14 protein-coding genes are annotated in these 12,887 nt (G+C 61.9%); 11 read left to right on the forward strand and 3 right to left on the reverse strand.

Going from position 1 to position 12,887, the window contains the following annotated elements:
• Window positions 1-9: 9 nt before the first annotated feature.
• Complete coding sequence (locus Aeroheme_RS05030) at window positions 10-1,167, reverse strand: efflux RND transporter periplasmic adaptor subunit (protein WP_411166798.1); 1,158 nt, start codon at window positions 1,165-1,167, stop codon at window positions 10-12.
• 155 nt (window positions 1,168-1,322) lie between these two features.
• Here Aeroheme_RS05030 and Aeroheme_RS05035 point away from each other — a divergent pair, with 155 nt between their 5' ends.
• The gene (locus Aeroheme_RS05035; RefSeq protein ID WP_411166799.1) at window positions 1,323-2,051 is read left to right on the forward strand and encodes a response regulator; all 729 of its coding nucleotides are present in this window, start codon (window positions 1,323-1,325) and stop codon (window positions 2,049-2,051) included.
• Window positions 2,048-3,169, forward strand: coding sequence for an ATP-binding protein (locus Aeroheme_RS05040; protein WP_411166800.1), 1,122 nt, complete (start codon window positions 2,048-2,050; stop codon window positions 3,167-3,169). The genes Aeroheme_RS05035 and Aeroheme_RS05040 overlap by 4 nt, the downstream gene beginning before the upstream one ends.
• A gap of 156 nt (window positions 3,170-3,325) precedes the next feature.
• Here Aeroheme_RS05040 and Aeroheme_RS05045 read toward each other — a convergent pair whose 3' ends face one another.
• A complete protein-coding gene (locus tag Aeroheme_RS05045; RefSeq protein ID WP_411166801.1) occupies window positions 3,326-4,408 on the reverse strand; it encodes a permease in 1,083 nt (360 codons plus the stop codon).
• A gap of 107 nt (window positions 4,409-4,515) precedes the next feature.
• Here Aeroheme_RS05045 and Aeroheme_RS05050 point away from each other — a divergent pair, with 107 nt between their 5' ends.
• The 9 genes from Aeroheme_RS05050 to arsC all read left to right on the forward strand — a co-directional run bounded on the left by Aeroheme_RS05050 (window position 4,516) and on the right by arsC (window position 11,971).
• Entirely contained in the window at window positions 4,516-4,812 is a 297-nt protein-coding gene (locus Aeroheme_RS05050) for an ArsR/SmtB family transcription factor (protein ID WP_025327982.1), read from the forward strand.
• 87 nt (window positions 4,813-4,899) lie between these two features.
• On the forward strand, window positions 4,900-5,268 hold the full coding sequence (locus Aeroheme_RS05055) for an ArsR/SmtB family transcription factor (protein ID WP_408863846.1): 369 nt from the start codon (window positions 4,900-4,902) through the stop codon (window positions 5,266-5,268).
• Window positions 5,269-5,271: 3 nt separating this feature from the next.
• Window positions 5,272-5,700, forward strand: coding sequence for an arsenite efflux transporter metallochaperone ArsD (gene arsD / locus Aeroheme_RS05060; RefSeq protein ID WP_411166802.1), 429 nt, complete (start codon window positions 5,272-5,274; stop codon window positions 5,698-5,700).
• A gap of 68 nt (window positions 5,701-5,768) precedes the next feature.
• Window positions 5,769-7,574, forward strand: a complete 1,806-nt coding sequence (gene arsA, locus Aeroheme_RS05065; RefSeq protein WP_411166803.1) for an arsenical pump-driving ATPase — start codon at window positions 5,769-5,771, stop codon at window positions 7,572-7,574.
• Window positions 7,575-7,693: 119 nt separating this feature from the next.
• Window positions 7,694-8,191 (forward strand): protein phosphatase, encoded by a 498-nt coding sequence (locus tag Aeroheme_RS05070; RefSeq protein ID WP_411166804.1) that lies wholly within the window; start codon window positions 7,694-7,696, stop codon window positions 8,189-8,191.
• 10 nt (window positions 8,192-8,201) lie between these two features.
• Window positions 8,202-9,218, forward strand: a complete 1,017-nt coding sequence (locus Aeroheme_RS05075) for an ArsJ-associated glyceraldehyde-3-phosphate dehydrogenase (protein WP_411166805.1) — start codon at window positions 8,202-8,204, stop codon at window positions 9,216-9,218.
• A gap of 7 nt (window positions 9,219-9,225) precedes the next feature.
• Window positions 9,226-10,467: an organoarsenical effux MFS transporter ArsJ gene (arsJ, locus tag Aeroheme_RS05080; RefSeq protein ID WP_411166806.1), complete on the forward strand. Its 1,242-nt coding sequence runs from the start codon at window positions 9,226-9,228 to the stop codon at window positions 10,465-10,467.
• On the forward strand, window positions 10,467-11,543 hold the full coding sequence (gene arsB / locus Aeroheme_RS05085; RefSeq protein WP_411166807.1) for an ACR3 family arsenite efflux transporter: 1,077 nt from the start codon (window positions 10,467-10,469) through the stop codon (window positions 11,541-11,543). Before arsJ ends, arsB begins: the two co-directional genes overlap by 1 nt.
• Window positions 11,540-11,971: a glutaredoxin-dependent arsenate reductase gene (arsC, locus tag Aeroheme_RS05090; RefSeq protein WP_411166808.1), complete on the forward strand. Its 432-nt coding sequence runs from the start codon at window positions 11,540-11,542 to the stop codon at window positions 11,969-11,971. The genes arsB and arsC overlap by 4 nt, the downstream gene beginning before the upstream one ends.
• 54 nt (window positions 11,972-12,025) lie before the next feature.
• On the opposite strand, the gene Aeroheme_RS05095 is transcribed toward arsC, so the two are convergent.
• Entirely contained in the window at window positions 12,026-12,877 is an 852-nt protein-coding gene (locus tag Aeroheme_RS05095) for a universal stress protein (RefSeq protein ID WP_411166809.1), read from the reverse strand.
• Window positions 12,878-12,887: the final 10 nt, after the last annotated feature.

Here is a 12,887-nt window from a genome sequence, read left to right on the forward strand (position 1 = left end):
GTCTCCGATTCAGCGGATGTCTGCGTCAGCCTGCTGGCTGACGGCGGGTGGTTGCCAGGGATGGGCAATGACCTGCGCCCCCGGGGTCAGGCGGTCGATCCCTTCGATCACCACCCGTTGCCCGGCGCTGAGCCCGGACGCGATGCGGTACTGGCGATCCACCAGTTCAGCGGTGTTGACCGGCACCTGCTGTGCCTGCCCCTGGCCATCCACCACCCACACGCTGGTTTGACCCGATGTGCGCACCAGGGCCTGCTGGGGCACGGTCAGGGCGCTGGCGTAGTGAGCCCGGGGAATGCGGGCCTGCACGTAGAGGCCGGGCAAGAGCCGCCGCTCCGGGTTATCCACCAGCACTCGCAGCAACACGTCGCCGGTCCCGGCATCCACCTCGATGCCGGAGAAGAGGATGTGCCCCTGCATGCCGAGCGGCTTGCCATCGCTGCCGAGGATCTCCACCGCCAGTTCAGGTGCCGTTGAGCCTGCCTGCTGGCGCAGGGTTTCCAGCACAGAGGCCGGTTGGCGGACATCGACATAGACCTGATCGATCTGCTGGATCCTGGCCATGGGGGTGGCATCGGTCGGCGATACCAGGGCCCCTTCGCTCACCAGCGCCTGATCGATGCGCCCGGCGATGGGGGCCTCTACGCTGGCAAATTGCAGGTTCAGCTGGTGCCGGGCCAGGGTTGCCCTGGCCTGGGCCACGTCGGCAGCCGCCTGATCCCGCTGGGAGAGGGCGTCGTCATAGGTCTGGCGACTGATGGCCTCGGTGCGCAGCAGCGGCACCAGGCGGTCAACCTGGATGCGGGCGCGCGCCAGCACGGCCTCGGCCCGCTGCAATGCCGCGGCGGCGCTGTCGACGTCTGTCTTGAAGGGGGCCGGGTTTATCTGGAACAGCACTGTACCCGCGTTGATCTCGGCGCCCTGCTCGAACAGGCGGCGCTGCACTATGCCGCTGATCTGGGCACGAATGTCGGCGCTGCGCAGTGCCGCCACCCGGGCGGGCAGATCCTCGCTGATGACAAGATCTTCTCCTGCCAGCGTCATCACCGACACCTGAAGGGGGGCCGGCGCATCTTGCGCTTGCGGCGCCCCATCACAACCCGCCAACCCGAATGCGGCAATGACTGCAAGCAGAGTGCCCGCATACCGCTGTCTGACAAACATCATACTCACCTCGTTAAACCGTCTCCCCGGCGTGCTGTTGCCGCGAGAGCACATCGAGCGGGTATTATGGAGAGGGGCTATTGCGAATGATTCGAGGCTTTGTGGAGAATCCATGGAGGCGGTGATAAAGTTCAAGCCCACCATTTTCGAGTCCGACCATGTCGTATCTTCCTGCTTCCGCCAGCCCGGCGGCCCAGTCACTGGTACTGATTGCAGAGGATGAAGCCGAGATCGCCGAGATCCTCGCCGCCTACCTGCAACGTCACGGATTGCGCACCCTGCATGCCGCCGATGGCCGCGAAGCCCTGGCCATGCACCAGACATTCAAGCCCGATCTCTTGCTGCTGGATGTGCAGATGCCGCAGCTCGATGGCTGGCAGGTGCTCAGCGAGATCCGGGCCCGTGGCGACACGCCTGTGATCATGCTGACCGCCCTGGATCAGGACCTCGACAAGCTGATGGGGCTTCGCATGGGGGCGGATGACTATGTGGTCAAACCCTTCAACCCGGCCGAAGTGGTGGCCCGGGTTCAGGCCGTGCTCAGACGCACCAAGGCCGCAACCCCCGCCACTGCCCGGGTGCTGCGGGTCGGCCCCTTCCAGATCGATCTGGAGAGTCACGAAGCCAGCATTTTCCGCGATGACGGGCAACAGCGGCTGGATCTGACCCTGACCGAGTTCAAGTTGCTCGCCTCCCTGATGCGGGCGCCGAAGCGGGTGTTCAGCCGCGCCGAACTGCTGACCCACTGCCTGCCCGAGGGGGATACCCAGGAACGCACAGTGGACAGCCACATCAGCAAGCTGCGCAAGAAATTCGAGGCCCACGGCATCCTGGGAGTACCTGCCAGTGTCTGGGGGGTCGGTTATCGCTTCGGTGGCGACGCATGAAACCGGCACCTGGCCTGCGCAGGCAGATCATCCACGCCCTGGGCCTGATGGCGCTTGGCATCATCTCCCTCGCGGTGATCGGCACCTATGTGTTCTATGCCATCGCCGTGACCTACCTGCCCGGCAGCATCTCCGAGAGCTGGATACCCTCGAGGGTGGAGATGATCTGGGTCGGCTCTACCATTCTCATCGCATTGGGGATGGCGCTGTACGTGGCCGTGCGCCTCTCTCGCCGCATCCTGACCCCCCTCAACTCGGTGGCAAACAGTCTGCGCGAGGTGGCAGAGGGCAGGCTCGACGCCCGCGTGCCGATAGATGAACAGGCTATCGGGGAGACGGCGCAACTGGTGCGCGACTTCAACACCATGGCCGAGCGGCTGCAGAGCATGACCCGCGAGCGGGAGTTCTGGAATGCCGCCATCGCCCACGAATTGCGCACCCCGGTGACCATTTTGCGCGGCCGCTTGCAGGGGCTGGCCGAAGGGGTATTTTTGCCAGATCGCGAACTCTTCGAAAGCTTGCTGCGTCAGGTGGAGGGCCTCACCCACCTGATCGAAGACTTGCGGGTACTCAGTCTCAACGACAGCGGCCACCTGGAATTGCAACGCTCAGAGGTCAGGCTGGCAGACGAGCTTGCCGTGGTGCTTGACGCCTTTGCCAGCCCCCTGGCCGCGAGCGGTTTCATGCTGAAGCGGGAGCTCGATGCCGAACTCCCTGTCTGCTGCGATGCACTTCGCATCCGCCAGGCCCTGATGGCCCTGCTGGAAAATGCCCAGAAGCACGCCGTGCCGGGCATGCTGACAGTGCGCCTGCAACGCTCGGGTGCCCTGTGCACTCTGAGCGTGGAAGACGAGGGGCCAGGGATCGGCGAGGAGGTTGCTGCCTATATCTTCGATGCGTTTCGCCGGGGGGATCCGTCGCGCTCGCGCAAGAGCGGTGGGAGCGGGCTCGGGCTCGCCGTGGTCAAGGCCATTGCCGAGGCCCACGGCGGCAGTGCCCTCTGCCAGCCCAACGGGCGGGGCGGCACCACATTCCTGCTTTCCTGGCCGCTGACGAAAGGCCATAACCCCTACCAGCCGCCTCCTTTATCTGTTGCGGGTGTGGTGCGGGAAGCCTGATCCGCGGCGATGGATGACCGAGGTTATGCCCTTCTCCACATATCCAAGTTCATCCGATTGATTGGGATGGCTTTTTCTGGTCTGTGAGTTTTCAGCTCCCGTCCCTTCGCCCAAGCCATGTTCTTCCTCCATCTCACCGCGTCGGTGCGGCCGATCTCAGGCCAGGGCCGCAGACAGTCCTTGTGCCAGATAACCCATCAGGATGGCCATTCCCAGGATCACGGTGAGGAATGCCACCATCATGGGGGTTCTGAACATCGACTTGAGCAGGATCACCTCGGTCAGGCTGGCCCCCGCACTGCCAATGATGAGTGCCATCACAGCCCCCATGCCCATCCCTTTGCCCAGCAGCACAGATGCCAGAGGGATCACGGCTTCTGCCCGGATATAGAGCGGAATGCCCACAACGGCGCTGAATGGAATGGCCAGCGGGTTGTCAGCCCCGGCGTGGGCGGCTATCCACTCTGCCGGAATAAAGCCGTAGATAAATGACCCGACTAGAACTCCCAGCAGCAGGTAGGGCAACACCTCCCTGAATTGTTGCCAGGCATCCGCCCGCGCCTTGGCGAAGGCCGTGGGAATGACTGGGGCCTGAGTCAGGGCCGCAGTGCCGTCTGCGCAGCAAGAGATGGCTGGCGTGGCCTCGGGTTGTGAGGGCCGGCAAGATGCCTGAGCCTTTAGCGGTGTGACTGACTTGATAGCCTTGTTTGAGCAGCAAGCTGTTGCGCTCACGATGGCATCTTCACTCGTCGTGGTGCCACAACCTGTGCCACAGCTGCTTTGCTTGGCCTCTTTGGGGTCAATCACATGACGCTCGAATCCCAGCATGTCCAGCAGCATGCTCGCCAGTACAGAGACGCCGGCGGCGATAACGGCATACAGGACCGTCAGTTTCCAGCCGAAGGTGACCCACATCAGGCCGACGATGATCGGGTTGAGCAGCGGCGAGACAAACAGGAAAGTCAGGGTTGGCCCGAAACCGGCTTTGGCGGACAGGAGTCCGCGCAGCATGGGGATGGTCGAGCAACTGCAAAAGGGGGTCAGGGCCCCCAGTAGAGCCGAAATCAAATAACCTCTGCCTTTTCTAGCCCCCAGCATGGCCTGGATCTTGGCATCGGGGATCTTCTGGCGGATCAGGCTGACGGCGGCACTGATCACCAGGAACAGCACCGAGAGTTCGACGGCCAGGAACACAAACATCCGAGATGCATCCGTCAACATGGTTAACCAGTCATTCATCTTCATATCCTCTTGGATTTGACTATATTTCTAAAATAATCGAAGTATATGGGTGGTCAAGATATTTCTGGTAGTATCGAAATGTCATCTATGAAGAGGGTTGGAGCATGGAGTTGGAAGCGGTCGCCAAGGCATTGAAAGAGTTGGGTCACCCGACTCGCTTGTTTATTTTCAAGCACCTGGTCAAGGCCGGGGAGCAAGGCCTGCCCGTGGGAGACTTGCAAAAGCAGCTCGCCATTCCCGCCTCGACCCTGAGCCATCATATTGCGGCCCTGGTTTCGGTCGGGCTGGTCAAGCAGAACCGGGAGAGCCGCACCCTGCTGTGCGTCTCTCAATACGAGGTGCTGGAAGAGATCATCGCGTTTTTCCGCGAGGAGTGCTGTGTGAACGACAAGAGGGAGTGAGGAGATTGACGATAGGCTCTGGTCATGTTGATCATTTCAATAATTCTTGTATAGTTGAAATAATGAAGTGAATGAAGGGGAAGTTCCATGAACAAAGAGATCGCCACCAAGGTATTCGAGTCCCTCGCATCCGGCATTCGCCTCGATGTGTGGCGTCTGCTGGTCAAGGCCGGGTTGGAAGGTCAGGTTGCCGGCCAGCTGGCCAGCGAGCTCGACATAGCCCCCAACACCCTCTCGTTTCACCTGAAAGCCATGCTGCACGCGGGTCTGCTCTCGGTGGAGCAGGAGGGGCGCTTTTTGCGCTATCGCGCCAACATTCCCCTGATGCTGAGTCTTATCGGCTATCTCACCGAGGAGTGCTGCGCCGGTCATCCGGAAGCCTGCGGGGTGATGAGGGCCGATTCCGGTTGCTCGCCCCATGTGTTGCCTGCGCAGCCTTGCTGCAATGAGGAGTAGATCATGAGACTGATACAAGTATTCGACCCGGCCCTGTGCTGTTCCAGCGGGGTATGTGGCGCAGAGGTTGACCAAAATCTGGTGATCTTTGCCGGTGACGCCGAATGGCTCAAGCAGCAGGGTGGCTCTCTATATCGATTCAATCTGGCACAACAGCCCCTGGTCTTCGCCGAGACCCCGGCAGTGGCCTCCTTCCTGGAACTGACCGGGGAAGAAGGACTGCCTGTGACCCTGGTGGATGGTCAGGTGGTGCTCACAGGTCGTTACCCCAGCCGCGCTGAACTGGTGCGCTATGCCGGATTGGCGTTGCCGAAAGCCCCGGGAAGCGATGGCACAGAAGTCGAACCGTCAGATGTCGAGCCAAGCAAAGCGGGCGTCATCAAGGGGATCGTCAAGAGTGGCTGCTGCTCCGGTAGCAGTGGTTGCTGCTAAGCGTCATCACCTGGCTGGCAAGTTCTCTGTTCGGTCATTTGCCTCGTTCTTCCTGATAGGAGTCTCTCATGTCCTCGTTTCTGAACTACTCGTTTCTCCATGATGCGCCGCCGTTTCTCTTCTTCACCGGCAAGGGCGGGGTGGGCAAGACCTCGCTGGCCTGTGCCAGTGCGGTTGCCTTGTGTGACAGTGGCAAACGGGTACTGCTGGTCAGCACGGATCCTGCCTCAAACGTAGGCCAGGTGTTCGATACCCGGATAGGCAACAAGATTACCGCCATAGCGGCAGTCAGTGGGTTGTCAGCACTGGAGATTGACCCGCAAGCCGCTGCACAAGCCTATCGGGAGCGGATCGTGGGCCCGGTGCGCGGCAAGCTGCCCGAGAGCGTGGTGCGCAGCATCGAGGAGCAACTCTCCGGTGCCTGCACCACAGAGATCGCCGCCTTTGACGAGTTCACCGCCCTGTTGACCGACAGCAGCCTGGTGGGGGAATACGACCATATCGTTTTCGATACGGCCCCGACCGGCCACACCATACGTCTGTTGCAGTTGCCGGGTGCGTGGAGCGAGTTTCTGGAGCAAGGCAAGGGGGATGCTTCCTGTCTGGGGCCCTTGGCTGGACTGGAAAAACAGCGCAGCCAATACGCCGAGGCCGTTGCTGCCTTGTCCGATGCAGAGAAAACCCGGCTGATTCTGGTCGCCCGGGCGCAAGCATCTACCTTGCGGGAAGTGGCGCGTACCCACGACGAGCTGGCGACCATAGGCATAGGCCTTGCCAATCAGCAACTGGTTATCAATGGCATCTTCCCGCAAAGCGAGCTGGTTGATGACCCCTTGGCGACCGCCCTGTGGCAACGAGAGCAGCTGGCGATGGCTCAAATGCCAGCGCTGCTGGCCAGTCTGCCACAAGACAGAGTGCCGCTGTTGGCGACCAATCTGGTTGGGGTGGACAGCCTGCGCCAGTTACTCGGCGCAGCGCCTGTCAACGGGAACCTCGAGGTCGAACGCCCGGCCGCCGAGTCACAGGACCAGCAACATCCCGGCTTGACGCAACTGGTCGATGAGCTGGCCAGCGATGGCCACGGGCTCATCATGCTGATGGGCAAGGGCGGTGTGGGTAAAACCACTCTGGCGGCAGCAGTGGCGGTGGAGCTCGCCAGTCGGGGGTTGCCGGTTCACCTGACCACCTCAGATCCCGCAGCCCATCTGGGAGAGACACTGGCAGGGGCACTGCCGAACCTGGAGGTCAGTCGTATCGATCCCCACGCCGAGACCGAGCGTTACCGTGCCCAGGTGCTGGCCACCAAGGGGGCGAGTCTGGATGCACAGGGCCGCGCCCTGCTGGAAGAAGATTTGCGTTCCCCCTGTACCGAAGAGATCGCCGTGTTTCAGGCCTTCTCGCGGATCATTCGCGAGGCGGGCAAGCGCTTCGTGGTGATGGATACGGCGCCGACCGGCCACACCCTGTTGCTGCTCGATGCGACCGGTGCCTATCACAGGGAAATTGCCCGCCAGATGGGGGGCAAGGGGATGCACTTCACCACCCCCATGATGCAACTGCAAGACCCGAAACAGACCAAGGTGATGATAGTCACCCTGCCCGAGCCCACCCCGGTACAGGAGGCGGCCAACTTGCAAGCCGACCTGCGCCGCGCCGGTATCGAGCCCTGGGCCTGGGTAGTCAATCACATGCTGTCCCCGGCCAGCGTCACTTCCCCCCTGCTTGCCCAGCGAGCCTATCGCCAGCAGCCCCATATCGAGGCGATCAAGGGTGAGCATGGAAAGCGTTATGCCGTGGTGCCCCTGCTGGCGGTCGAGCCGGTCGGCGTCAAGGCCCTGCAAGACTTATGTCACCCTGCCCACAAGGAGGGGTGAGGCAGAGCGCCCTATGATGCTTGCGTGGTCGCGGTTGCGGCCACCAGCACTGGGTATCAACAACCTGTTTTCACCAACCAATCTGATGTTCTCAATGAGACATGGAGCCGCTGCTTATCATGCACCCCTTTGACATCCTGAACCTGGATAATGGCGCCCGCCTTATCTTCACTCCCTGCCCTGGCACCAAGGAGGCTTCCCTGCAAGCCTCCCTCAAGACCCTGCAAGCCGCCGGGGCCGATGCGGTAGTCACCATGATGCCCGATGCCGAGCTTAGCGAATTCAAGGCCGATACCTTGCCCGCCGAGTGCGCCGCGCTGGGGCTGGCCTGGTTCCAGCTGCCAGTGGAGGACGATTGCGCCCCCGAGGCGCCATTCACCGCAGCGTTTACGAGCCACAAGGCCGACTTGCTGGCGCGACTGGCCTCTGGTCAGACCCTGGCCATTCATTGCCGTGGCGGCTCGGGTCGTACCGGGCTGATGGCAGCCATCTTGCTGCTGGAATCGGGCTACGCCCCCACACAGGTCAAGTCGCTGGTGCAAGGGCTGCGCCCCAAGGCGCTAACCCTGACACCACACGTTGACTACCTCAATAGCCACTACTCATTCGCCGGTTAAGGAAAACAGCATGACTATCAAAGTTGGTATCAACGGTTTTGGCCGCATGGGCCGTCTCTCATTTCGCGCCGCCTTCGACTGGGCGGATGTGGAGTTTGTGCGCATCAATGACCCGGCTGGCGATGCCGCCTCTCTGGCACACCTCATCACCTTCGATTCCGTCCATGGCCGCTGGCATCATGAAGCCAGCGTCGATGGTGACCAGATGGTGATAGGCAACCATCGTATCCTCTGCACCCGCAACAAAGAGATCGGTCAGACTGACTGGTCTGGTTGTGATGTGGTGATCGAGGCTTCCGGCAAGATGAAGACCAAGGCCCTGCTCAATGCCTATCTGGCGCAGGGGGTGAAGCGTGTTGTGGTGACTGCGCCGGTCAAGGAAGAGGGGGTGCTCAACGTCGTCATGGGGGTCAACCACCACCTCTACGACAAGGCGCAGCACCCCATAGTAACGGCGGCCTCCTGCACCACCAACTGCCTGGCGCCCGTGGTGAAGGTGATCCACGAGCAGCTCGGCATCAAGCACGGCTCCATGACCACCATTCATGACATCACCAACACCCAGACCATTCTGGATGCCCCCCACGCCGACCTGCGCCGTGCCCGCGCCTGCGGTCTGAGCCTGATCCCCACCACCACGGGTTCTGCCACCGCCATCACCCACATCTTCCCCGAGCTCAAGGGCAAGCTGAACGGTCATGCGGTGCGGGTGCCGCTCGCCAACGCCTCCCTCACCGATTGCGTGTTCGAGGTGAGCCGCCCCACCACTGAGGCCGAGGTCAACGGCCTGCTCAAGGCCGCCGCCATGAGTGAGCTCAAGGGGATCATGGGCTATGAGGAGCGCCCCCTGGTGTCGGTGGATTACAAGACGGATCCGCGCTCCTGCACCATAGATGCACTATCCACCATGGTGATCAACGGCACCCAGGTGAAGATCTACGCCTGGTATGACAACGAGTGGGGCTATGCCAACCGTACCGCCGAGCTGATGCGCATGGTCGGTCAAATGGACAAGGCGCAAGGATAACCCCGCCATGGCACTGACCCGCCTCTCCCCCGAGGCTCGCCAGTATCTGCTGGTGACCGGTAACTACTGGGCCTTTACCCTGACCGATGGCGCGTTGCGCATGTTGGTGGTGCTCTACTTCCATGGGCTCGGTTACAGCCCCCTGGCCATCGCCTCCCTGTTTCTCTTCTACGAGATCTTCGGGGTGGTGACCAATCTGGTGGGGGGATGGCTCGGCGCTCGCCTTGGGCTTAACCGCACCATGAACATAGGTCTCGCCCTCCAGGTGCTGGCATTGGGCATGTTGCTGGTGCCGCCGCTCTGGCTGACGGTGCCCTGGGTGATGGGGGCGCAGGCGCTTTCGGGGATAGCCAAAGACCTCAACAAGATGAGCGCCAAAAGCTCCATCAAGTTGCTGGTGCCGGGGGAGGCCCAGGGTCAGCTCTACCAGTGGGTAGCACTCTTGACGGGTTCGAAGAATGCCTTGAAAGGGATGGGCTTCTTCCTCGGCGGCGCCCTGCTGACCCTGCTCGGGTTTCAGGGGGCCGTGCTGGTCATGGCACTGGCGTTGGCGCTGGTGTGGTGCGTCAGCATGCTGACCCTGAAACGGGATCTCGGCAAAGCCAAGAACAAGCCCAAGTTCAGCGAAATCTTCTCCAAGAGCCGCGCCATCAACTATCTGTCGGCGGCCCGCCTCTTCCTGTTCGGTGCCCGGGATGTCTGGTTTGTGGTGGCGCTGCCTGTCTACCTCGCATCCAGCTTTGGCTGGGATCACTGGTATGTGGGGGGCTTCCTGGCGCTCTGGATTATTGCTTATGGCGTGGTTCAGACCCAGGCGCCCCGCTTTACCGGCAAGCGAGAGGGGCGGGTACCCGATGGCAAGGCTGCAATGCGCTGGGCGCTGGTGCTGGCCCTGACCCCGGCCCTGATTGCCCTGGCGCTTCATTACGATCTGCACCCTGCCATCAGTCTGGTGGGAGGGCTTATGGTGTTTGGCGCCCTGTTTGCCATCAACTCCTCCCTGCACAGCTACCTCATCGTCAGCTACGCCGGCTCTGACGGGGTATCGTTGGATGTGGGCTTCTACTACATGGCCAATGCCCTGGGGCGTCTGCTCGGCACCCTGCTCTCCGGGCTGGTGTTCCAGCTCTATGGTCTCGAGGCCTGCCTCTGGATCTCCACCCTCTTTATCCTGTTGGCGGCGTTGATTTCAATCGGTTTGCCCCGCCATCAGCCGCCCGTTTCATCCAATCCTCATGGAGTCTCGTGATGAGTACAACAGCCTGCGGCGATCTGCCCGTCAGCAAAAAAATGAGTTTTCTCGACCGCAATCTCACCCTCTGGATCTTCGTCGCCATGGCGATTGGGGTGGGGATTGGTTATCTGTTCCCCCAGGTGGCCCAGTGGAACGAGGCGATGTCGGTCGGCACCACCAACGTGCCGCTGGCCATAGGCCTCATCCTGATGATGTACCCGCCGCTCGCCAAGGTGAATTACGGCACCATGGGCGCCATGACCCGGGATCGCCGCGCCATCACCTTGTCGCTTGTGATGAACTGGCTGGTGGGCCCTATATTGATGTTCGTCATCGCCCTGGTGTTTTTGCATGATCAGCCGGGCTACATGGTGGGCCTCATCCTGATAGGCCTGGCGCGCTGCATCGCCATGGTGCTGGTGTGGAACGATCTCGGCGGCGGCAGCAAGGAGTACGGTGCGGGTCTGGTGGCCCTCAACAGCGGTTTCCAGATCCTTACCTACAGCTTCATGGCCTGGCTGTTCATTACAGTGCTGCCGCCCCTGTTCGGTCTGCAAGGCTTCGCGGTGGACATCACCATGCTGGATATCGCCGAGAGCGTGCTCATCTATCTCGGCATCCCCTTCCTGGCAGGCTTCCTGAGCCGCCATTACCTGGTCAAGGCCAAGGGGGAGAAGTGGTACAGCGAGCGCTTCATCCCGGCTATTTCACCCATCACGCTGATCGCCCTGCTGGCCACCATAGTGCTGATGTTCAGCCTCAAGGGCGAGATGATAGTCGAGCTGCCCATGGATGTGCTGCGGGTGGCGTTGCCCCTGGTGATCTACTTCGTGCTGATGTTCTTCACCAGCTTCCTGGTGGGCAAGAAGCTGGGCATTCCCTATGACAAGAATGCCTCCATCGCCTTTACCGCCACCGGCAACAACTTCGAGCTGGCCATTGCGGTCTCTATCGCCGTGTTTGGCTTGAGCTCGGATCAGGCCTTCGCCGGTGTAATCGGCCCCTTGGTAGAGGTGCCCGTGCTGATCGCCCTGGTCAACGTGGCCCTGCGCATGAAGCGAAACTATGGCAAAGCGGAGGCGCAAGCATGAGTGACACCGCTATCACCATCTACCACAACCCGGCCTGTGGCACCTCACGCAATACGCTGGCACTTATCCGCAACTCAGGGGTTGAGCCGACCGTCATCCACTATCTGGAGACACCGCCGAGCCGCGAGACCCTGGTCGCACTGATTGCTGCCATGGGGATACCGGCGCGCGGGCTGCTGCGCCAGAATGTGCCCCCCTACGAGGCGCTGGGGCTGGCCGGGGAGAGATTCAGCGACGACCAGCTGATCGACGCCATGCTGGCGCATCCCATACTGATCAATCGTCCCATAGTGGTCACCCCGCTGGGCACCCGGCTGTGCCGTCCGTCAGAAGTGGTGCTGGATATCTTGCCGACCCCCCAGCAAGGGGCCTTCAGCAAGGAGGATGGTGAACGGGTGGTGGATGAAAACGGGCGGCGCATCGAGTGAGGGGCGCGAGCCCTGAGTAAGGAAGAAGGGGTGGCCATGGCCACCCCTTCTTCCTTATCTCAGCAGGAGCACGGCTGCGCCGGTGGCCTTGAGCAGGCTGCTGGTGGTGCTGCCCACGATAAATTGCCTGATCCGCGAGTGACCGTAAGCCCCCATGACGATGAGGTCGCAGCCCGCCTCGGCGGCATGCTGGCAAATGCGCGGGGTGACCTCTCCCTGAAGCAGACGGGCATCGACCTCGACCCCCGCACTCTTCAACACCTGCCTGGCTTGCGCCAGCTGGCGCTCGTGCTCGTCACTGGGCTCGCCGACCATCACCAGCTCGCACGCCAGCCCCTTGAGCAGCGGGCTGCCGGCGACCAACTCCAGCACCTTCTTCGCGGCCTGGCTGGCGTCATAGGCAAACAGGAAGCGGCGAGGCGCCTCAAAGCCCGGCTGCACCACCATGATGGGGTTGGCCAGGGTGCGGATGACGTTCTCGATATGGCTGCCGATGAGCGCGTGGTCTCCGGCGTGGGCAGTGCCCCGCTTGCCCATGATCATCATGCGCATCCCGGGTGAGAGCGTCTGCACCGCCTCCACCAGCTGGCAGTGGCGTTGCAGGGTTTCGACCTGGGTCACCCCCAAACCAGTCAAGTAGCCTTGGGCGCTCTCGAGCAGCAGGCGACCCTGCTCCTGGGCCAGGCGGCTGCGGCGATGATCCAGCTCGGCCAGCTCCTCGAGCAGCTGCTCGCGGCTGCCCAGACCGATGGCGCCGGAGAGATCGCTCTCCCCCTCATACTCGTTTTTTTCCAGTACGTGCAGCAGGGTGACCGGCAGCCCTGTGCCGGTCGAGGCCCAGGCGGCGGCGTCGCACACCGCCGCCTGGGCAGGGGATCCGTCGATACAGGCAAAAATATGGGTCATGATCGACTCC

This window comes from Aeromonas sp. DSM 116730 (assembly GCF_046581335.1).
Taxonomy (GTDB): Bacteria; Pseudomonadota; Gammaproteobacteria; order Enterobacterales; family Aeromonadaceae; genus Aeromonas; species Aeromonas rivipollensis.

Excerpts from the sequence above, each read along its gene's own strand:
- Aeroheme_RS05095 (WP_411166809.1), bottom strand. The coding sequence starts at position 12,877 with ATGACCCATATTTTTGCCTGTATCGACGGATCCCCTGCCCAGGCGGCG.
- Aeroheme_RS05035 (WP_411166799.1), top strand. The coding sequence starts at position 1,323 with ATGTCGTATCTTCCTGCTTCCGCCAGCCCGGCGGCCCAGTCACTGGTA.
- Aeroheme_RS05045 (WP_411166801.1), bottom strand. The coding sequence starts at position 4,408 with ATGAATGACTGGTTAACCATGTTGACGGATGCATCTCGGATGTTTGTG.
- Aeroheme_RS05050 (WP_025327982.1), top strand. The coding sequence starts at position 4,516 with ATGGAGTTGGAAGCGGTCGCCAAGGCATTGAAAGAGTTGGGTCACCCG.
- arsB (WP_411166807.1), top strand. The coding sequence starts at position 10,467 with ATGAGTACAACAGCCTGCGGCGATCTGCCCGTCAGCAAAAAAATGAGT.
- Aeroheme_RS05075 (WP_411166805.1), top strand. The coding sequence starts at position 8,202 with ATGACTATCAAAGTTGGTATCAACGGTTTTGGCCGCATGGGCCGTCTC.
- arsD (WP_411166802.1), top strand. The coding sequence starts at position 5,272 with ATGAGACTGATACAAGTATTCGACCCGGCCCTGTGCTGTTCCAGCGGG.
- arsC (WP_411166808.1), top strand. The coding sequence starts at position 11,540 with ATGAGTGACACCGCTATCACCATCTACCACAACCCGGCCTGTGGCACC.
- Aeroheme_RS05040 (WP_411166800.1), top strand. The coding sequence starts at position 2,048 with ATGAAACCGGCACCTGGCCTGCGCAGGCAGATCATCCACGCCCTGGGC.
- Aeroheme_RS05055 (WP_408863846.1), top strand. The coding sequence starts at position 4,900 with ATGAACAAAGAGATCGCCACCAAGGTATTCGAGTCCCTCGCATCCGGC.
- Aeroheme_RS05030 (WP_411166798.1), bottom strand. The coding sequence starts at position 1,167 with ATGATGTTTGTCAGACAGCGGTATGCGGGCACTCTGCTTGCAGTCATT.
- arsA (WP_411166803.1), top strand. The coding sequence starts at position 5,769 with ATGTCCTCGTTTCTGAACTACTCGTTTCTCCATGATGCGCCGCCGTTT.
- arsJ (WP_411166806.1), top strand. The coding sequence starts at position 9,226 with ATGGCACTGACCCGCCTCTCCCCCGAGGCTCGCCAGTATCTGCTGGTG.
- Aeroheme_RS05070 (WP_411166804.1), top strand. The coding sequence starts at position 7,694 with ATGCACCCCTTTGACATCCTGAACCTGGATAATGGCGCCCGCCTTATC.